Genomic DNA, 17,784 nt, shown 5'->3' with positions numbered 1-17,784 from the left:
CCTAGGAGCAGCTGAATTTCGCGGCGGCCCAGTCTCCGTGGTCGCCGGACTTGGAGCTGTTGGTGTCGGTGATCTTCAGATGGACGTGGCTCGCCCCGCCGAGCGGAACGTTCACCGGCACGGTGGCCGAGGCGCCGGTCACCTTCGGCGAGGTCCACAGGACCTTGCCGTCCGCCTCCACGGAGAAGGCCACCTCCCCGTAGCCGTTGATCTCGTCGTCGATGCCGGCGTCGGCGGTGAAGGCGGTGCACTTCCCGCCGGTGTAGACCTCGATGTCGGAGTCGGCGTGTGCGCCGATGCCCTTGGCGTAGGTCGTACCCGCGAGGGTGAGGGGGTGGCCGTCGGCCGCGCCGGACTCGCCGTTGGAACGGTCGCGCTCGGGCGGGCCGTATCCGTTGGTGGACGTCAGCCAGGTCATGTCACTGGCCCAGGTGTCGCCGGCGGGCGGCGCCGGCATCACCGAGACAGCGATCCGCTGCTGCGAACTTCCCTTGTCCGACGACGCGTTGGCGGTGAGAGTGACCTCGCCCGGCTTGGCGTCCTTGGCGGGGGTGACGCCCACCTCGACCCGCCGGGTGGTGCCGGCCGGGATCCGGTCGAGCGCGGGGGCCGGAGTCACGGTCCAGCCGGCGGGCGCGGCGAGGGAGACCCGGACATCGCGGGCTTCCTTGCTTCCGGCGGTGACGTCCACCGCCACCGCGCCGGCCGCTCCGGCGCCGAGTTCCTGGCCCGCGGGCGCGGCCAGCGCGACCGCGGCACCCGGCGTCCTGCCGCCCACGGCGCTGGTCCCCCCGAGTTCCACGTCGAACGCCTTGTCCGTGCGCAGGGTCGCGGTCTTCACCAGGACGACGCCGCCCCGGTCGCTCGGGTCGTAGTACCAGCCGGTGGCCGCCTTCTCGTACGCGGCCTTCGAGCCGAGCCGGGCGAGGCCGCGGCCCTGGACCTCGACCCGCGAGGGCGCGCTCCCGGTGTGCACCGTGAGCTGGTACGGGCGTGCGGTCTGCTTGCCCGTGAACCGGCCCTCGTTGGCGCCCACGTGGACGGTCACGTCGCCGGAGCCGCGCTGCGGGGCGACGACGTCGGCGCGCTGGGTGGCGTAGGCGCCGGTCCGGTTGGCGCGGGTCACGCCGTCGTCCTCGTACAGCTGGAAGGAGGAGCGGCCCTGGGGGTAGATGTCCCAGGCGAGCGGGGAGTCGGCGGTGCGGTCCTGGTACGAGCGGATGCCGGGCCACATCGGGATCGCGGCCCCGGCCTTCACGAACAGGGGCAGCGTGTCCAGCGGCGCGCTGTAGTGGTCGACGGTCGTCGGGCCCTGGTAGGTGCGGCCGCTCCAGTAGTCGGTCCAGGTGCCCTTGGGCAGGTAGATGCCGTCGCGTACGGCCGTGTCCTGGTAGACCGGGGCGACCAGGAAGTCCTCGCCGGACAGGAACTCGTACTTGGCGGCGTCGGTGGCGGCCTTCGGGTCGTCGGGATATTCGAGCGCGAGCGGCCTGACCGCGCCCACGCCTGTCGTGGTGGCCTCGTGGGCGTAGGAGTACATGTAGGGCAGCAGCGACTCCTTGAGCTTGAGGTAGCTGCGGTTGACGGAGGTGTAGGGCTCCCCGTACTGGTAGGGCTGCTTGTCGCTCGCGGCCCAGCCGTCCATGGTCATCACGGCGGGCAGGAACGACTTCCACTCCAGGTCGCGGGTGTACGTCTTGGGGCTGCCGCCGAAGATGCCGTCGATGTCGCCGCTGGTGTAGGCGAGACCGGAGAGGGTCGCACCCGCGTAGGTCGGGATCTGCCAGCGGATGTAGTCCCAGCTGCCCGACTGGTCGCCCGACCACTGCACGCCGCAGCGCTGGGCGCCGGACCAGCTCTCGGGGGCCCAGGTGAAGCCGCGGGCGTCGCTGTTGTCCTCGATGCCCTGGTAGGCGGCCTTGCAGCCGTCGAGCGCGTGCTTGTATCCGTCGCCGACCCAGGCCACGTCGAGCTTGGCTACGCGCTGACCGGCCTTGACCTGGTCGGCGAGCTTGTCGAGCCCGTCCTCGGTCCACAGGCCCATGTGCATCGAGTCCTTCTGGAGGCCGGCGCCGGTCTCGGCGAGGTTCTCGTAACCGCAGCCGTAGCCGTCGTTGACCAGCATCCAGCCGTTGGGCATGTCATTGGTCCTGTACGCGTCCGCGACCTTGAGCGCGTCCAGGGTGTGGCGCTCACCGCGGTTGGCGTTGTGCAGATAGCAGTCGGAGTCGCCGGGTTCGAGCCCGTAGACCGGCGGCAGGAACGGCTTGCCGGTCAACTGGGTGTAGTCGCCGATGACCTGCTTGGGGTCACCGGCGAAGTAGTAGGCGTCGAAGCGCTGTTCCTTGGCGCTCGCGGTGACGGGCTGTCCGAAGACGTACGTGTTGGGGGCGTACGTGTTGCGGAAGACGCCGTAGCCGGCCGTCGAGAGGTAGAACGGCACGGAGTTGGGGTGGCCGCCGTCGTTCCAGTTGTCGTCGACGCCGACCTCGACGGTCTGGTCTCGGTGGGAGGTGTTGCCGCGGCCGTTCTGCATGCCGCCGCCGTAGAACTGCTCGGTGGCGCCGCGGTTCAGGGTCTGGGTGGTGGTGTCCTTGGTCCAGCTGAGCGGCTTGGTCTCGGCCCAGAGCTGGGTGCCGTCCGCCGTGTAGAGGGCGAAGCGCAGCGGGGACTTGAAGGCGCGCAGGGTGACCTTGTCGGTGCTCATTTCATAGCGGTCGCCCTTGTCCTTCCAGCGGGCGGCGGGCGGTTTGCCCTGCGGCAGGACGATGTCGGAGCCGGTCGGGTCGGTGAACTTCCCGTCCGGGGCCAGTTGGATGCGGAAGGTGTCGGCGGCGACGAAGCCGACGCGGGCTTCGGCCGCGCCCGCGTGCAGCGTGAAGACGGCGCCGGGGGCGGCCTCGAAACCGGTCACGTCGCCGACGGAGGTACCGGCCGGGTCGGCGGCGGACGGGTCCGCCTGCGCGCTGCCGGGTCCCGCGAACACCGCGAGCAGACCGAGCACGGCCGCACCCGCGAGCGCCACTCTCGTGCGTATTGGTGATTGCATAGAGCGTGTTTAGCGCAGAAACGAGCACGGGACCATGGGGTGGGACCAGGAAACCTGGTGCGGGGTCCAGGAAGAACGAAAACCGCCCCCGGACTCACGAGAGTCCAAGGGCGGTTCGCCGGTGGTGCGTTGGGGCTACAGTGCGACGCCGAGCAGGGCGTCGACCGTGCGGGACACGAGGCCGGGCGCGCCCTCGTCGTCGCCGCCGTCCGCGCCCTGGCGCTCGGCCCAGCGGTCCACGGCGGCCAGCGCCGTGGGAGCGTCCAGGTCGTTGGCGAGGGCTTCGCGGACCTCTTCGACGAGCGCGTCCGCGGACGGCCCGTCGGGGCGGGACACCGCGGCGCGCCAGCGGGCGAGGCGCTCGACGGCGCCCTGGAGGACCTGGTCGGTCCACTCCCAGTCGGCCCGGTAGTGGTGCGCGAGCAGCGCGAGCCGGATGGCGGCCGGGTCGGTGCCGTCGCGGCGCAGCTTCGAGACGAAGACGAGGTTGCCCTTGGACTTGGACATCTTCTCGCCGTCGAGGGCGACCATGCCGGCGTGCACGTACGCCTTGGCGAAGGGGTACTCGCCGGTGAGCGCCTGGGCGTGGGACGCGCCCATCTCGTGGTGCGGGAAGACCAGGTCGGAGCCGCCGCCCTGGACGTCGAAGCCCATGCCGAGGTGGTCGAGGGCGATCGCGACGCACTCGATGTGCCAGCCGGGTCGGCCGCGTCCCAGCGAGGCCCCGTCCCAGCTCGGCTCGCCCTCACGGGCGGCCATCCACAGCATCGGGTCGAGCGGGTTCTTCTTGCCGGGCCGCTCGGGGTCGCCGCCGCGCTCGGCGGAGAGCGCGCGCATGAACTCGGCGTCGTAGTGCGAGACGTTGCCGAAGTGCGGGTCGCTCTCGACGGAGAAGTAGACGTCCCCTTCGAGTTCGTACGCCGCGCCGGCGTCCCGGAGCCGCTCGACCAGCGGGACGATGCCGGGTATGGCCTCGACCGCGCCGATGTAGTGCTTCGGGGGAAGCAGGCGCAGGGCGGTCATGTCCTCGCGGAACAGCGCGGTCTCGCCTTCGGCGAGCTCCACCCAGTCCTTGCCGTCGCGGATGGCTCGCTCAAGGAGGGGGTCGTCCACGTCCGTCACGTTCTGGACATAGTGAACCTGCCGCTTGGTGTCGAGCCACACGCGCTGAACGAGGTCGAACGCGTTGTAGGTCGCCGCGTGACCCATGTGGGTCGCGTCGTACGGCGTGATGCCGCAGACGTAGATACGGGCGACGGGACCGGGGTCGAGGGAAACCAAGCCGCCGGTCGCGGTGTCGTGGATCCGGAGGTCGCGGCCCTTGCCGGGCAGGGCGGGGACCTCAGAAGCGGGCCAGGCATACATGTCTTGAGCGTAACCGGACGCACGTTCCGGATACGAACCGGATGCCGCTCTTGGCCGAATTGAGGGTCTTGCACCACTCCGCGAGCCCCTGCTACTTGCCGGGGCTCCGCCCCGAACCCCGGGAGCCGGCCGGCCTTCGGGTGCGGACCGTGCGTGGCTGGTCGCGCAGTTCCCCGCGCCCCTGCGGGGCACCCCGCGCCGATGGCTCGCGCCCACCGCGCTGGCCCTTGAGGCCTTGGGGGAGACCGAGGACGAGCGCCCTCAAGGCGCGAAACGGGGTCCGGGGCGGAGCCCCGGGGACGCAGGGGTCAGACCGGGGGCCACGGGATGGCGGGCCATTCGCCCGAAGGGGTGGGGTGGAGGCCGGTGGAGAGGAGCGACTCCACTCGGGCACGCACAGCGTCCAGCTCCGCCTCCGTGATCAGCGAAGCGAGCCGCACGGCCAGCGGCTCCAGGGGTCGAAGGGCCTCGGCCAGGCCCTTCACGGCGCCCACCGCCTCCGAGGTGAGCGGCTCGCCCGCCCACCCCCACAGCAGCGTCCGCAGCTTGTCGTCCACGTGGAACGTGACCCCGTGGTCGATTCCGTACAGCCGCCCGTCGGGCGCGGGCAGCAGGTGCCCGCCCTTGCGGTCCCCGTTGTTGATCACCGCGTCGAGCACCGCGAGCCGCCGCAGCCGGGCGTCGTCGGCGTGCACGAGCAGCGCCGTACGCCCTTCGCCGACCTCCGCGAGCGCGACCGCCTTCCAGCCCTCGGCCGGCTCCTCGTCCTCGACGAGCGCGAGCAGCCCGGAGTCGCCCTCCACCGGCTCGATCCACAGCTGGACCATGCCCTCGCCGTAGGGGCCGTCACGCAGCACGGTGGGCGGCACGAGGTCCCACCCGGTGGCTCGGGACACCTCGTACGCCGCGACCTCGCGCTGGGCGAGCGTGCCGTCGGGGAAGTCCCACAGGGGCCGCTCCCCCGCGACGGGCTTGTAGACGCACTCCGCGCTCTCGTCCCCGTACGCCACCGAGCAGTACAGGACCGCGTTGGACGCCTCGCGGATCCGGCCGAGGACGGTGAGCTCGCCGCGGGTGAGGAGCTCGACGGAGGTCAGGCTCCGCGGCGGTATCCGTTCTGGCGCGGGCATACGTGTCCTTCCGGGTCGAGCGGGAGGCTGCACAGCGGGCACGGCGGCCGGCCCGCGTTCACGACGTCCAGGGCGCGCTTGGCGAAGGCCCTGGCCTGGGCTCCGGTCAGGCGCACCCGCAGCATCGGCGGGCCGTTCTCCTCGTCCTGGAGCATCCGCTCCTCGGCCTCGGCGAGGTCGTCCTCGGTGTCGGCGTCGAGCTCGACCAGGGCCTGCGCCTCGATGATCATGCGCTGTTCGTCGCCGTCCCAGGCCAGCGCCATGGTGCCGACCCGGAACTCCTCCTCGACGGGCGAGTCGAGGGGGGCGCTGTCGGTGACGTCGGGCGGGGCCACGGCGGGCACAGGAGCGTTTCCTCCGGTCCTGCGCACGACCTCGTCCAGCAGTTCGTCGATCCGCTCGGCGAGCGCGGCGACCTGGGTCTTCTCCAGGGCGACGCTGGTGGTGCGACTGCCCGCGGACGCCTGGAGGAAGAACGTACGGCGCCCCGGGAGCCCGACCGTGCCGGCCACGAAACGGTCCGGCGGGTCGTAGAAGAACACCTGACGGGACACGTTCTGGTCTCCCTAGTTCGGAGTTGGAGCAGCGGTTTTCGGCGCGTCCACCCTACTGCCCCGAGCGATCACGGTGCTCCCGCACCGCCACCGACCTCGGCCTGTTCCTGCGCCGGGGTCTCGCGCGGCATCAGCGAGGCGAGGTCCCCGGTGTCGCCGAGGCGTACGAGATAGGGCCGCAGACGGGTGTAGCGGATCACGGTGAGGGAACACGGTTCCACCGAGATCCGCTGAAAGAGGTCCAGATGCATGCCGAGGGCGTCCGCCACGACGGACTTGATGATGTCGCCGTGCGAACACATGGCGTAGACGGCTTCGGAACCGTGCTCCGTCTCGATCCGCTCGTTCCAGTCACGGACGGCGCCGACCGCGCGGGCCTGCATCGCGCGCATCGACTCGCCGCCCGGGAACGCGGCGTTGGAGGGGTGCTGCTGCACGACCTCCATCAGCGGGTCGGTGGAGAGCTCGGCGAGGCTGCCGCCCGACCAGTCTCCGTAGTGGCACTCGCCGATCAGGTCCTCGGGGTGCAGGGCAAGCCCGGGGCGGGCGTCGAGGAGCGGCTGCACGGTTTCGCGGCAGCGCTGCAGCGGACTGGTGACGACGGCGGCGAGCGGCACGCCGGCGAGCCGGGCGGGCAGGGCGGCGGCCTGGGCGTTGCCCCGCTCGTCGAGGGCGACACCCGGCGTCCAGCCGGCCAGCACCCCCGCCGTGTTGGCGGTGGAACGTCCGTGGCGTACGAGGATCAGCGTGGCCATGGGCGCCAGCCTAGGCGGCCGGTCACGCCCGGGTGCGGGCGGCTCCCTTTCACGGGAGAATGCGCCCAATGATCGTCGACTGCGCCATCTACCACGAAGGCCGCCGGACCGAGGACCCCGGGGACTTCTCGGACGCCCTCAACAAGGCGCGCGCCACCGGTGACAGCTTCCTCTGGGTGGGGCTCCATGAGCCGACCGAGGAGGAGTTCGAGCTGGTCAGCACCGAGTTCGGGCTGCACGCGCTGGCCGTGGAGGACGCCCTCAAGGCCCATCAGCGCCCCAAGCTCGAGGTCTACGACGACTCGTTGTTCATGGTGCTCAAGCCCGTCGTGTACGAGCCGCAGAGCGACACCGTCACCTCCGGCGAGCTGATGCTCTTCGTGGGTGACAGCTTCGTGGTGACCGTGCGGCACGGTGAGGGGGCGCCACTGAAGGCGGTGCGCCGGCGCCTTGAGTCGGAGCCCGGACTGCTCAAGCACGGGCCCACCACGGTCCTGTACGCGGTGAGCGACGCGGTCGTCGACCACTACACGGAGGTGGCGGCCGAGCTCCAGAACGACCTGGAGGAGCTGGAGGCGCAGATCTTCTCGCCGTCGGGCGGCCGCGACACGAAGGACACGGCGTCGCGGATCTACACCTTCAAGCGGCAGCTCCAGGAGTTCCGCCGCGCGACGGGGCCGCTGGCGCAGCCGGTGCAGCGCCTGGCGGGCGCGGGCGTGCCGTTCGTGAACGCCGCGTCCCAGCCGTTCTTCCGCGACGTGGACGACCACCTGATGCGCACCAACGAGGCGGTGGAAGGCCTGGACCGGCTGCTCTCCGACATCCTCTCGGCCCATCTGGCGCAGGTGAGCGTCCGGCAGAACGACGACATGCGGAAGATCTCGGCGTGGGCGGCGATGGCCGCGGTCCCCACGATGCTGGCGGGTGTCTACGGCATGAACTTCGACCACATGCCCGAACTCCACTGGGCGTGGAGCTACCCGGCGCTGATCGCCCTGATGGTGCTCCTGGAGATCGGGCTGTTCCGCCTGTTCAAGCGGCGCGGCTGGCTGTGACTAGGCGAACCCGGGGGCGGTCAGGACGGGGCCGCCCAGGGGGTCGCGGCGCTGCGGCATGGCGAGCGTGACCATGCGCCGCCACCCCGCGAGCCGTTCGTAGGCGTACACGGCGTGGATTGCGGCCGTCAGCGCCGCCGCCTTGGGGCGCGGCCAGCCGAGGATGCGGCCCATGTGGGCCATGACGGCGAGGCTGACGTCGCGGTACACGCGGATCTCGGCGAGGGCGCACTCGCGCAGCGCGCGATGGATGGCGGGCCCGTGCCCGGCGCGCGCCAGACGCAGCAACTCCTCGTGGCAGTAGGCGAGATGGTTGTCCTCGTCGGCGGAGATCATCCGCACCGCCCGCCCGAGGTCGGGGTGCTCGCCGAAGTGCTTGCGCAGCAGCTCCATCTGCTCGGACGCGCGCTGTTCGGTGACCCGGCTGTGTGCCAGGTAGACCACGACGTCCCGTTCGGTGAGCGGGTCCTCGCGCCGGAGCTTGGCGTGACCGAGCCCGATGCCGCGCCGCTCCAGCAGCATCGTGTAGTCGGTGTCGTCGGGTACGTCGGCGGCGCGCAGGCCGCGCTTCTTCATGAGCGCGCGGAAGATCCGCCCGTGCTTGTCCTCGTCGGCGCCGTGCCGGGCCACCTTGGGGGCCAGGGCGCGGCACTGTTCGGGCAGGAGCGCGGCGATGCGGCCGTTCTCCCAGCCGCCCTGCGACTCGCCGCTGGCCGCGATGGAGCAGAAGAGCCGGAACGACTCGTCGTGGTCGAGGATCTCCTGGAACAGGCTCTTGGCCGAGAGCATCGTTGCCGTACCTCCGGGTGCACGCAGGACTCTGCGCAACCGAGTCAAATGCGGCATACCGCCAGCGGCAACAGGGGTCGCGCCCCACTGGGCCAAACGAAGGAATGTGCGGTGCCCATAGCGCCGTAACCGCCACGCCCGGCCGGGCGTTGATAGGCGTGACGGCCGTGGCGGGGAAGACCCCCGAGCCCCCACCACGGCCGCGGAGACCACATCTGGTTACGCGAGGCCCGCGCGCTCCAGCGCCTCGGTGCCCGCGCGCAGCGAGGCGAGCCGCTCGTCCAGGGTGAAGCCGGCCGGGGCGAGGGTGAGGGTGGTGACGCCGGAGGCGGCGTAGGCCTGCATCCGGTCGGCGATCCGCTCCACCGAGCCGAGCAGCGTGGTCGAGTCGATGAGCTGGTGCGGCACCGCGGCGCCCGCGCCCGCCTTGTCGCCGGAGAGGTACTTGTCCTGGATCTCGGCGGCTTCCTTCTCGTATCCCATGCGCTGCGCGAGCTGGTTGTAGAAGTTCTGCTTGCGGCTGCCCATGCCGCCGACGTACAGCGCGGTGTAGGGACGGAACATGTCGGCGAGGGCGGGGACGTCCGCGTCGGCGCCGAGCGAGATCGGCAGCGTGGGACAGACGTCGAAGCCCTCCATGGTCAGACCGGCCTTCTCGCGGCCCGTACGGATGTGGGAGATCGCAGTGGCCTCGATGTGCTCGGCGGCCGGGAAGATCAGCAGCGCGCCGTCGGCGATCTCGCCGGTCTGCTCCAGGTTCTTGGGGCCGATCGCGGCGATGTAGAGCGGGATGTGCTCGCGCTCGGGGTGCACGGTCAGCTTGATGGGCTTGCCGGGGCCGCCGGGCAGCGGCAGCGTCCAGTGCTCGCCCTCGTAGGACAGGCGCTCGCGCGTCATCGCCTTGCGGACGATCTCGACGTACTCGCGGGTGCGGGCCAGCGGCTTGTCGAACTTGACGCCGTACCAGCCCTCGGAGACCTGCGGGCCCGAGACGCCCAGGCCGAGGCGGAAACGGCCGCCGGAGAGCGAGTCGAGGGTGGCGGCCGTCATCGCGGTCATGGCGGGCTGGCGGGCCGGGATCTGGAGGATCGCGGAGCCGACGTCGATGCGCTCGGTCTGCGCGGCGACCCAGGCGAGCACCGTCGGCGCGTCCGAACCGTAGGCCTCGGCCGCCCAGCAGACGTCGTAGCCGAGCTTGTCCGCCTCCTTGGCGACGGCGAGGTTGTCGCCGTCCATTCCCGCGCCCCAGTAGCCGAGGTTGATGCCGAGCCGCATGGCCGATCCCCTAACTCGTCGTGACCCGTGCGCGGGCGTCCACGCACCTGTCCTGCTCATGCCTGTCCTACTCATGGCTGTCTTACTCATGAGTAACGTTTCTGTGTCCGGGACTCTAGCGCGCGTGGACGCGATGCGGCAGGGCCGAGTTGTCCACAGGCTCTCTCCCCGTGGGCCCCTGGCCAGTAATCTCAGCGCCCATGGAGCAGAGGCATCTCGGCCGCACGGGCCTGCGCGTATCCCGGATCGGGCTCGGCACTCTCACCTGGGGCAGGGACGTCGGCGAGCAGGACGCCGCCGATCTCCTGAAGGCCTTCTGGGAGGCCGGCGGCACGCTGATCGACACGGCGGACGTGTACGGCGGCGGGGACGCGGAGTATCTGCTGGGGCAGATGATGATGCGTCTCGTGCCGCGCAGGGACCTGGTCCTGGCGACCAAGGCGGGCAGTGTGCCCGACCCCGACCGCCGCTTCGACGGTTCGCGCGGCCATCTGCTGAGCGCGCTCGACGCCTCGCTGCAACGGCTCGGCACCGACCACGTGGACCTCTGGCAGGTCCACGCCTTCGACTGCGCGACCCCGCTGGAGGAGACGCTCCAGGCGCTCGACATCGCCGTCAGCAGCGGTCGGGCGCGCTATGCCGGCATTTCCAACTTCAGCGGCTGGCAGCTGGCCAAGGCCGCGACCTGGCAGCTGGCCGCGCCGGGCGTACGGACCCGCCTCGCGAGCACCCAGATGGAGTACTCGTTGCTTCAGCGCGGGGTGGAGCGCGAGGTGCTGCCGGCCGCCCTCGACCTCGGGGTGGGTCTGCTGCCGTCGTCGCCGCTGGGGCGGGGCGTGCTGACGGGCAAGTACCGGCACGGCACGCCCGCGGATTCGCGGGGCGCGTCGGACGGCCTTTCGGGGTTCGTCGCGCCCTACCTCGACGACGCGGCGAGCCGGATCGTCGACGCCCTCTCGATAGCCGCGGACGGGCTCAACGCGACACCCCTTCAGGTGGCGCTCGCGTGGGTGAGGGACCGTCCGGGAGTGGTGGCGCCGATCGTCGGCGCGCGCAACGCGCACCAGCTCGCGGCGGCTTTGTCAGTGGAGGCCCTTAGTCTTCCTGACGAGATCTGCCAGGCGCTCGACGATGTGTCGGCGCCCGTGCACCGCTATCCCGATCAGGACTGGAGCACGCTGTGACTGCGCTTCCCCAGGGCTCGGCCCCTGGATCCACGGCCGACGAACCCGCCGAGCCCGCCGAGCCCGCCGGCGAGGGCGGGAGCGGTGACGCGAGCGCGGTCGGGCCGCGGTCGGCCGGCGCGTCGACCGGGGGCGCAGAAGCCGCGGAGAGCGTCGCGGACGCCGAGGCCGGGGCCGAGGCCTCGGTGGGTGCCGCCGCCGAGGGCGCCGGGGCCGATGGAGGCGACGTGGCCGATGGGGTCGACGAAGCCGACGGGGGCGAGGTGGTCGACGGGGTCGCGGGTGCCGAGGCATCCGCCGGGGAGCCGCGGCCCGACGACGCGTCCGGGGACACCGGGCGGGGCGCGGCGGGCGGCGGCTCCGAGGCCGGTGACACGACGGATGAGGCGCCGGACGGGACGACGGCCGAGTCGACGGACGGCGCACCCGGTGATGCGGCCGGTGACGCGGCCGGTGACGCGACTCCGGAGATGTCCGAGGCCGCCGCCGAGCTCGCCGCGCAGCGGGAGTTGCGGGCCAGGATCGAGCAGCGCAAGGCCGAGAAGGAGGCCCCGATCCCGGCCGGCACGAAGCTGAGCGGGCAGGCCGCCGACCTGCTCGCGGCGGTACGGGCCGTCGAGAAGGGCGAGAAGTCGGGAGCCGCGTTCTTCGCGGGACCGCCGCCCGCCCCCCGCAGGCCCGCACCCACCCCGGCCCACGACCCGGCTCAGGCCCGGCCCCGCGCCGCCGAACCCGCGCAGGTGCCCGCCCCGTCGGACGACGCCCTCGCCGCCGCACGGGCCGTGCTGACCCGGGGCGGAGCCCCCGACTCGCTGGCCGCTCAGGTCACCGCCACCCTCGGCGAGCAGGCGGCCGAGCGCCTCGGCGCCGATCCGTGGCAGCTCCTGGCGGTGCCCGGCGTCCGTCCCGAGCAGGCCGACGGCTTCGCCCGCGCGCTGCTCGGCGCCGAGTGCCGGCCCGACGACGAGCGCAGGGCGGCCGCGCTGGTCGGCTGGATCCTGGAGCAGGCGGCCGTGCGGGGACACACCGCGCTGCCCGCCGAGGACGTGCGCAAGGCCCTGGCCGCCCGGTCCGTCCCCGATCCGGACGAGGCGGTGAACCTGGCCGTCGCCGAGGGCGTGGTGCTGGTCTTCCAGGACGGCCTCGCGGAAGGGCCGGGTCTCGACGACGCACGCGACGACGCCACGGACGACGAGGCCGAGGCGGTGGACGGGACGGACGAGGCGGAGCCGGTCGAGATCCTGCTCGGACTCGACCGGTACGCGCTGGCCGAGGAGAGCCTGGCCGACGGCCTTGCCCGGCTGCTCAACTCGCCGGTGCGCGACGACGGTTCGGTGTGGCCCGAGGGCGGCGAGCTGGTCCGCGCGGTCGCCGGCAGCGGCCTGGTGGCGCACACCGGCGGCGAGGCCGCGCGCGCCGAGTCGGCGGCCGTGGTGACGGCGGCCGCGGCCGCCGGGCTGAGGGCCGCGGGCGCGGCACACACGGCGGACGGGCAGCGCCGCCTGGCCGAACTGACCGGCCCGCTGGCCGCGTTCACCGTCGCGGGCCTGCTGTCGGGCGACGGCCCGGGACGGGACGCGGAGGGCGCACTCGCCCTGGACGTCCTGGTGGTGCAGGACGCCACACAGCTCGACGTGGAGACCGCGGCCGTGCTCGTGGAGTCGCTGCCCGACGGCTGCCGTCTCGTCCTGAGCGGGGACCCGGGCGTGCTCCGCCCGGTCGGCGCGGGCCTGGTCTTCCACGACGTGCTGAGCGCCCGGATCTGTCCCGTGGTGGCCTCGCGCGTGCCCGATCCCGGGCCGGTCGGCGAGCTGGTCTCGGGCATCGGCATCGGCGAGCTCAACCAGGTCGAGGCCCCCGGCAAGGAAGTCGTCATCGTTCCCGTACGGGACGCGGGCGAGGCCGTGCACCGCTCCGTCCAGCTCCTCGCCGACTCCATCCCCCGGGCGATCGGCATCCCGGCGGAGCAGACGCAGGTCGTCACGGTCGGCCACGGCGGCTCGGCGGGCACCCGCGCGCTGAACGCGGCCCTCAAGCAGCGCCTCAACCCCGGGCCCGGCCGCTTCGGCGGGTTCGACCCGGCCGACCGGGTGGCGTACGCGCAGGCCCCGGGGCGCACGCTGACGGGCACGGTCGTCGGGGCGGACGCGGAGGGACTGCGGCTCGACTGCGCCGGCACCCCCGTTCTCGTACCGAAGGAGCGGGTCGAGGCCGCGCTGCGGCACGGCTGGGCGCTCACCGCGCACCAGGCTGCCGGGATGCGCTGGCCCGCGGTGGTCGTGGTGCTGCCGGGAGACGCGGCGCAGGGGCTCGACCGGGCCTGGGTCTACACGGCGTTCGGGCGGGCGGAGCGGCATCTGTCCGTCGTGCACGGCGTCGACCAGGCGCTGCCGCGGGCGGTGGCGGAGATCCTCCCGGCGCCGCGCACGACCCGCCTCGCCCCGCTGCTGCACGGCCTCCTGAAGACCTCGGAGTAGCCGCCACGCAGGCCGGCGTCCGGCGCACACGCAAGAGGCCGCGCACCCCGAGATCGGGGTGCGCGGCCTCTTCGCCGTGTGCCGGGGGCGGGAACCGGGTCAGGGGGCCGTCCGGAGGTCGTCCTCCTCGTCGAGGTCGTCCTCCAGTTCCTCCTCGTCGAAGACGGCGCTCACGTCGAAGCGGCAGACCACGCGCTGGGGATCGGCGTGGTCGAAGGGCGTGCTGAGCCACTCGCCCGGCTCGGGAAGCTCCTCGGAGGCCGAGACCCACAGCGTGGAGTCCCCCTCCTCCAGGCCGAACTCCTTGTGCCGCGAGGCGATTTCGTCCGGCTCGTACTCTCCGAACAGCACGCCGAGCGCGGCGTGGACGCTGCTGCCGACGACCGGCAGGGTGTGCTCGCCCTCGTCCGTCTCGTCCGCGCCCGGGTCGAGATCGGTGATCCGCTGCGCCTGCGCGAGCAGCCGGTGGGGCTCGGCCACGGCGTAGTCACGGCGAATGAGGACGCTGAGGGCGTGCGGCTCCTCGGGGCCCGCGTAGGGCGGCAGGGAGTCGTCGGCGCCGGGGATCTCGAAGGGGGTCACCTCGTCGTAGCGGTCGTAGAGCCGCTCGTCGTACGCCTCGGCCGCCGCCGCGAGCGCGTTGAACGCCTCGTACACGGCCGGATCGTCGTCCCCGGTGCGGCGTTCCACCGCATCGAGGTGACGGTCCAGCGCGGCTTTGACCGCCTCGGCGGCGGCACGTACCTCGGCAGCGGTGGGCTGCGCAGCATCAGACATAGGGCAGACGCTATCCGTACCGGGGCTCTGCCCGCACAATAGATGCGATGCCGGAATACGAATTTGTCGACGTGTACGTCCCGCGCGGGGTCTCCCGCGGCGAGGCGACGCGTCTGCTGACCGACCATGCCGAGTACGGACACTGGGAGTTGGACCGACTGAGTCTCCACCGGGACGGCAGCCGTCGTGTGCGGCTGCGCAGGCGGATCATCCGCCAGGTGCGAGCCACGTGGTGACCGTGGTGAGCACGCGGTGACGACGGAGCGGGCCCCGCGCGTGCGGGACCCGCTCCGTCATGACCGTCGTGGGTCACGGCCGCGGTCCTACTGCGCGGCGCGCCCGCGGCGGTAGAGCACCGCTCCGCCGAGCACCAGGCCGGCGGCGGCGGGGAGGGCGAGGCCCAGGCCCTCGGAGCCGGTGTGCGCCAGCATGGCCGGAGCCTGTGTCGCGGCGGCGGTGACCGTCCGGCTGCCCGGGGTGACCGCCGTGCCGGGCGCGACCGGGTGTGCGGGCGTCACGGGGTGGTGCGCGATCGGACCGACCGGGTGCTGCGGCACACCGGGCTGCCCGGGGTGCTGCTGACCGGGCTGTCCCGGGTGACCGGGCTGCCCGGGGTGCCCAGGCTGTCCGGGGTGACCGGGCTGTCCCGGGTGTCCCGGCTGACCGGGCTGCCCGGGGTGTCCCGGCTGACCCGGCTGACCGGGCTGCCCGGGGTGTCCCGGCTGACCCGGAGTGCACGGCGGCTGATGCTGTCCCGGGTGCCCGGGGTGCTGCGGATGGCCGGGGTGGCCCGGGTGCTGGGGCTGTCCGGGGTGCTGGGGCTGTCCGGGGTGGCCCGGGTGCTGCGGGTGGCCGGGGGCGCCGCCCTCGTCGTTCGCGCAGTCGTTGCCGTACGCCGGGTTGCCGATGCCCACCACGTTCACGCTGTTGCCGCAGACGTTCACCGGTACGTCGACGGGCGCCTGGATGGTGTTGCCCGATCCGACGCCGGGCGAGTTACTGGTGTGACCGCTCGCGCTCGCCCCCGCGCCCCGGTGACCGGCGCCGCCCGTCCCGCCGCCCTTGTTGGCACAGCTGTTGGCGAACGTCGGGTTGAGCGCGCCGATCACGTTGACGGTGTTGCCGCAGACGTTGACCGGCACGTGTACCGGGACCTGAACGGCGTTGCCGGACAGCACGCCCGGCGAGTCCGAGGCGCTGCCCCGGGCCGCCGAGTCGGCGTGTGCGGCGCCGCTGCCCATGGCGATGACGCCGCTCGCGGCCGCCATGGTGATCAGTGACTTGCGGGTGACCTGTCGCATGGTTTCGTTCCCTGCCTTCTGCCTTCCGGAAAGCCCGCCGCGCCGTTGCGCCCGAGCTCTGAAACGCCGGGCGGCCCCGGAGTGCATGGCGCGCACTCCGGGGCCGCCCGGCTCAGACCCTTACGGGTTGAGGCACAACGTCACTTGTTGATGCAGGTGTTGCCGAAGGCGGGGTTCAGCAGCCCGATCACGGAAACGGTGTTGCCGCACAGGTTCACCGGCACGTGAACGGGGACCTGGATGACATTGCCGGACGCGACACCCGGGGAGTTCACAGCGGCACCCTGGGCACCCGCATCCGCGACGGCCATGCCCGCACCCGCGAGAACCAGACCACCGGTGACAGCCGCAGCAGCGACAACCTTCTTGATCATTACTTCCTCCTTGTTGGCATATGTGCGATCCCAGCCGCGGACCGCACACCCTGTAACGAGGGGGAAGTTATGGGGCTACGAGCATATGAGTGCATTCACTCTTTTCAGTAAGACACGTACGCTCAGACGATTAATCGAGTGCGGGCCGGGCAGCCGTCAGGACGCGTCGATGAAGCGGTCCAGAACCCGTACGCCGAACTTCAGGCCGTCGACCGGCACCCGCTCGTCCACGCCGTGGAACATCCCGGCGAAGTCCAGCTCCGGCGGCAGCTTCAGGGGGGCGAAGCCGAACCCGCGGATGCCGAGGTCGTCGAAGGACTTGGCGTCGGTGCCGGCCGAGAGCATGTACGGCACGGCGCGGGCGATCGGGTCCTCGGCGCGCAGCGCGGTCTGCATGGCGTCGACCAGGGCACCGTCGAACGTGGTCTCCAGGGCCTTGTCGGCGTGGACGTCCTCCCGCTTGACCCGGGGCCCCAGGATCCGGTCCAGATCGGCGAGGAACTCCTCCTCGTACCCCGGCAGGAAGCGCCCGTCGACGTGCGCGGTGGCCTGTCCGGGGATCACGTTGACCTTGTAACCGGCGCCCAGCTGCGTCGGGTTGGCGGTGTTCTGGAGCGAGGCGCCGATGAGCTTGGCGATGCCGCCGAGCTTGGCGAGCGTGCCGTCCATGTTCTCCGGGTCGAGCTCGGTGCCGAGCGCGTCCCCGAGCTCGTCGAGGAAGTGCCGCAGCGTCTTGGTCACCCGCACCGGGAACTTGTGCCGGCCGAGGCGCCCCACCGCCTCGGACAGCTCGGTGATGGCGTTGTCCTTGTGGATCATCGAGCCGTGTCCGGCGGTGCCGTCCACGGTCAGCTTCATCCAGTGCATGCCCTTCTGGGCCGTCTCGACGAGGTAGAGCCGGAGGTTCTCGTTGACGGTGAACGAGAACCCGCCGACCTCGCTGATCGCCTCGGTGCAGCCCTCGAAGAGTTCGGGGTGCTTGTCGACGAGGAAGCGCGCGCCGTAGGTGCCGCCGGCCTCCTCGTCGGCGAGGAAGGCCAGGACGATGTCGCGCGGGGGCTTGCGGCCGCTGCGCAGCCGGTCGCGCACGACCGCGAGGGTCATCGCGTCCATGTCCTTCATGTCGACCGCGCCGCGGCCCCAGACGCAGCCGTCGGCGATCTCGCCGCCGAACGGGTCGTGGGTCCAGTCGGCCGCGTTGGCGGGTACGACGTCGGTGTGGCCGTGGATGAGCAGCGCGGGTCGCGAGGGGTCCTCACCCGCGATGCGGGCCACGGTGGAGGCGCGGCCCTTGTGCGACTCGAAGATCTTCGGTTCGAGGCCGACCTCCGCGAGCTTCTCCGCGACGTACTCCGCCGCCGCGCGCTCTCCGGGCCCCGAGTGGTCGCCGTAGTTGCTGGTGTCGATCCTGATCAGATCGCGGCAGAGGTCGACGACCTCGTCCTCACCGGTCAGGCCTCCGGTCCGGGTCGTGCTCGATTCGCTCACGCTGCTTCCTCCCGCTGTCGCTCCGTGTCGTCCCTGTCCATCCTGCCCCCGCGCCCCCTCGGCGCCCAAGGGCGGCTTCCCGCCGACACGCGGAGTTCACGCAGGTCGTGCGCACAGGCAGTTCATGCAGGCCAGGGAGGTGATCGAGCACCCTCGGATGTTTGCTATTGTTTTCCACGTCGGAACGGGCACGGCCCGCGAGACAGACACC

At 72.2% G+C, this 17,784-nt stretch carries 15 protein-coding genes; 4 read left to right on the top strand and 11 right to left on the bottom strand.

Annotation, left to right across the window (positions count from 1 at the left end; all coding sequences use genetic code 11):
- Nucleotide 1: 1 nt before the first annotated feature.
- From OG432_RS28495 to OG432_RS28475, 5 genes are all read right to left on the bottom strand, one after another.
- Complete coding sequence (locus OG432_RS28495) at nucleotides 2–3,049, bottom strand: NPCBM/NEW2 domain-containing protein (RefSeq protein WP_328313822.1); 3,048 nt, start codon at nucleotides 3,047–3,049, stop codon at nucleotides 2–4.
- A 135-nt stretch (nucleotides 3,050–3,184) separates the two neighbouring features.
- Nucleotides 3,185–4,414 carry a cysteine--1-D-myo-inosityl 2-amino-2-deoxy-alpha-D-glucopyranoside ligase gene (gene mshC, locus OG432_RS28490; protein ID WP_328313821.1) on the bottom strand — a complete coding sequence of 410 codons (1,230 nt, stop codon included), beginning with the start codon at nucleotides 4,412–4,414 and terminating at the stop codon, nucleotides 3,185–3,187.
- Nucleotides 4,415–4,722: 308 nt separating this feature from the next.
- Nucleotides 4,723–5,544, bottom strand: a complete 822-nt coding sequence (locus OG432_RS28485; protein ID WP_328313820.1) for an SCO1664 family protein — start codon at nucleotides 5,542–5,544, stop codon at nucleotides 4,723–4,725.
- Complete coding sequence (locus OG432_RS28480; protein WP_053723476.1) at nucleotides 5,508–6,098, bottom strand: DUF3090 domain-containing protein; 591 nt, start codon at nucleotides 6,096–6,098, stop codon at nucleotides 5,508–5,510. The genes OG432_RS28485 and OG432_RS28480 overlap by 37 nt, the downstream gene beginning before the upstream one ends.
- A 68-nt stretch (nucleotides 6,099–6,166) precedes the next feature.
- On the bottom strand, nucleotides 6,167–6,853 hold the full coding sequence (locus OG432_RS28475) for a histidine phosphatase family protein (protein WP_328313819.1): 687 nt from the start codon (nucleotides 6,851–6,853) through the stop codon (nucleotides 6,167–6,169).
- Nucleotides 6,854–6,921: 68 nt separating this feature from the next.
- Here OG432_RS28475 and corA point away from each other — a divergent pair, with 68 nt between their 5' ends.
- Entirely contained in the window at nucleotides 6,922–7,908 is a 987-nt protein-coding gene (gene corA / locus OG432_RS28470; RefSeq protein ID WP_328313818.1) for a magnesium/cobalt transporter CorA, read from the top strand.
- Here the strand turns inward: corA and OG432_RS28465 are convergent, their stop codons facing one another.
- Both OG432_RS28465 and OG432_RS28460 read right to left on the bottom strand, forming a co-directional pair.
- Nucleotides 7,909–8,697 (bottom strand): ferritin-like domain-containing protein, encoded by a 789-nt coding sequence (locus tag OG432_RS28465; protein WP_328313817.1) that lies wholly within the window; start codon nucleotides 8,695–8,697, stop codon nucleotides 7,909–7,911. It lies immediately after the preceding gene.
- 219 nt (nucleotides 8,698–8,916) lie between these two features.
- On the bottom strand, nucleotides 8,917–9,972 hold the full coding sequence (locus tag OG432_RS28460; RefSeq protein ID WP_328313816.1) for an LLM class F420-dependent oxidoreductase: 1,056 nt from the start codon (nucleotides 9,970–9,972) through the stop codon (nucleotides 8,917–8,919).
- Nucleotides 9,973–10,172: 200 nt separating this feature from the next.
- On the opposite strand from OG432_RS28460, the gene OG432_RS28455 reads away from it, so the two are divergent.
- Complete coding sequence (locus OG432_RS28455; protein WP_328313815.1) at nucleotides 10,173–11,156, top strand: aldo/keto reductase; 984 nt, start codon at nucleotides 10,173–10,175, stop codon at nucleotides 11,154–11,156.
- Nucleotides 11,153–13,633 (top strand): helix-hairpin-helix domain-containing protein, encoded by a 2,481-nt coding sequence (locus OG432_RS28450; RefSeq protein ID WP_328313814.1) that lies wholly within the window; start codon nucleotides 11,153–11,155, stop codon nucleotides 13,631–13,633. Before OG432_RS28455 ends, OG432_RS28450 begins: the two co-directional genes overlap by 4 nt.
- A gap of 99 nt (nucleotides 13,634–13,732) precedes the next feature.
- On the opposite strand, the gene OG432_RS28445 is transcribed toward OG432_RS28450, so the two are convergent.
- The gene (locus OG432_RS28445; protein WP_328313813.1) at nucleotides 13,733–14,410 is read right to left on the bottom strand and encodes a hypothetical protein; all 678 of its coding nucleotides are present in this window, start codon (nucleotides 14,408–14,410) and stop codon (nucleotides 13,733–13,735) included.
- Nucleotides 14,411–14,457: 47 nt separating this feature from the next.
- On the opposite strand from OG432_RS28445, the gene OG432_RS28440 reads away from it, so the two are divergent.
- A complete protein-coding gene (locus tag OG432_RS28440) occupies nucleotides 14,458–14,646 on the top strand; it encodes a DUF5703 family protein (RefSeq protein WP_328313812.1) in 189 nt (62 codons plus the stop codon).
- An 87-nt stretch (nucleotides 14,647–14,733) separates the two neighbouring features.
- Here OG432_RS28440 and OG432_RS28435 read toward each other — a convergent pair whose 3' ends face one another.
- The 3 genes from OG432_RS28435 to OG432_RS28425 all read right to left on the bottom strand — a co-directional run bounded on the left by OG432_RS28435 (nucleotide 14,734) and on the right by OG432_RS28425 (nucleotide 17,573).
- Nucleotides 14,734–15,711, bottom strand: coding sequence for a chaplin (locus OG432_RS28435; RefSeq protein WP_328313811.1), 978 nt, complete (start codon nucleotides 15,709–15,711; stop codon nucleotides 14,734–14,736).
- A 140-nt stretch (nucleotides 15,712–15,851) separates the two neighbouring features.
- Nucleotides 15,852–16,085 (bottom strand): chaplin ChpH, encoded by a 234-nt coding sequence (gene chpH, locus OG432_RS28430; protein WP_328313810.1) that lies wholly within the window; start codon nucleotides 16,083–16,085, stop codon nucleotides 15,852–15,854.
- A 156-nt stretch (nucleotides 16,086–16,241) separates the two neighbouring features.
- A complete protein-coding gene (locus OG432_RS28425) occupies nucleotides 16,242–17,573 on the bottom strand; it encodes a M20/M25/M40 family metallo-hydrolase (RefSeq protein ID WP_328313809.1) in 1,332 nt (443 codons plus the stop codon).
- Between the last annotated feature and the right edge of the window lie 211 nt (nucleotides 17,574–17,784).

Origin of the sequence: Streptomyces sp. NBC_00442 (assembly GCF_036014195.1) — a bacterium.
Classification (GTDB): Bacteria; Actinomycetota; Actinomycetes; order Streptomycetales; family Streptomycetaceae; genus Streptomyces.
Note: the sequence above shows the minus strand (reverse complement) of the source record. Positions and strands in the feature narration are given on the sequence as shown.

Coding starts and splice junctions, on each gene's coding strand:
- OG432_RS28495 (WP_328313822.1), bottom strand. CDS start 3,049: ATGCAATCACCAATACGCACGAGAGTGGCGCTCGCGGGTGCGGCCGTG.
- mshC (WP_328313821.1), bottom strand. CDS start 4,414: ATGTATGCCTGGCCCGCTTCTGAGGTCCCCGCCCTGCCCGGCAAGGGC.
- OG432_RS28485 (WP_328313820.1), bottom strand. CDS start 5,544: ATGCCCGCGCCAGAACGGATACCGCCGCGGAGCCTGACCTCCGTCGAG.
- OG432_RS28475 (WP_328313819.1), bottom strand. CDS start 6,853: ATGGCCACGCTGATCCTCGTACGCCACGGACGTTCCACCGCCAACACG.
- corA (WP_328313818.1), top strand. CDS start 6,922: ATGATCGTCGACTGCGCCATCTACCACGAAGGCCGCCGGACCGAGGAC.
- OG432_RS28465 (WP_328313817.1), bottom strand. CDS start 8,697: ATGCTCTCGGCCAAGAGCCTGTTCCAGGAGATCCTCGACCACGACGAG.
- OG432_RS28460 (WP_328313816.1), bottom strand. CDS start 9,972: ATGCGGCTCGGCATCAACCTCGGCTACTGGGGCGCGGGAATGGACGGC.
- OG432_RS28455 (WP_328313815.1), top strand. CDS start 10,173: ATGGAGCAGAGGCATCTCGGCCGCACGGGCCTGCGCGTATCCCGGATC.
- OG432_RS28445 (WP_328313813.1), bottom strand. CDS start 14,410: ATGTCTGATGCTGCGCAGCCCACCGCTGCCGAGGTACGTGCCGCCGCC.
- OG432_RS28440 (WP_328313812.1), top strand. CDS start 14,458: ATGCCGGAATACGAATTTGTCGACGTGTACGTCCCGCGCGGGGTCTCC.
- OG432_RS28435 (WP_328313811.1), bottom strand. CDS start 15,711: ATGCGACAGGTCACCCGCAAGTCACTGATCACCATGGCGGCCGCGAGC.
- chpH (WP_328313810.1), bottom strand. CDS start 16,085: ATGATCAAGAAGGTTGTCGCTGCTGCGGCTGTCACCGGTGGTCTGGTT.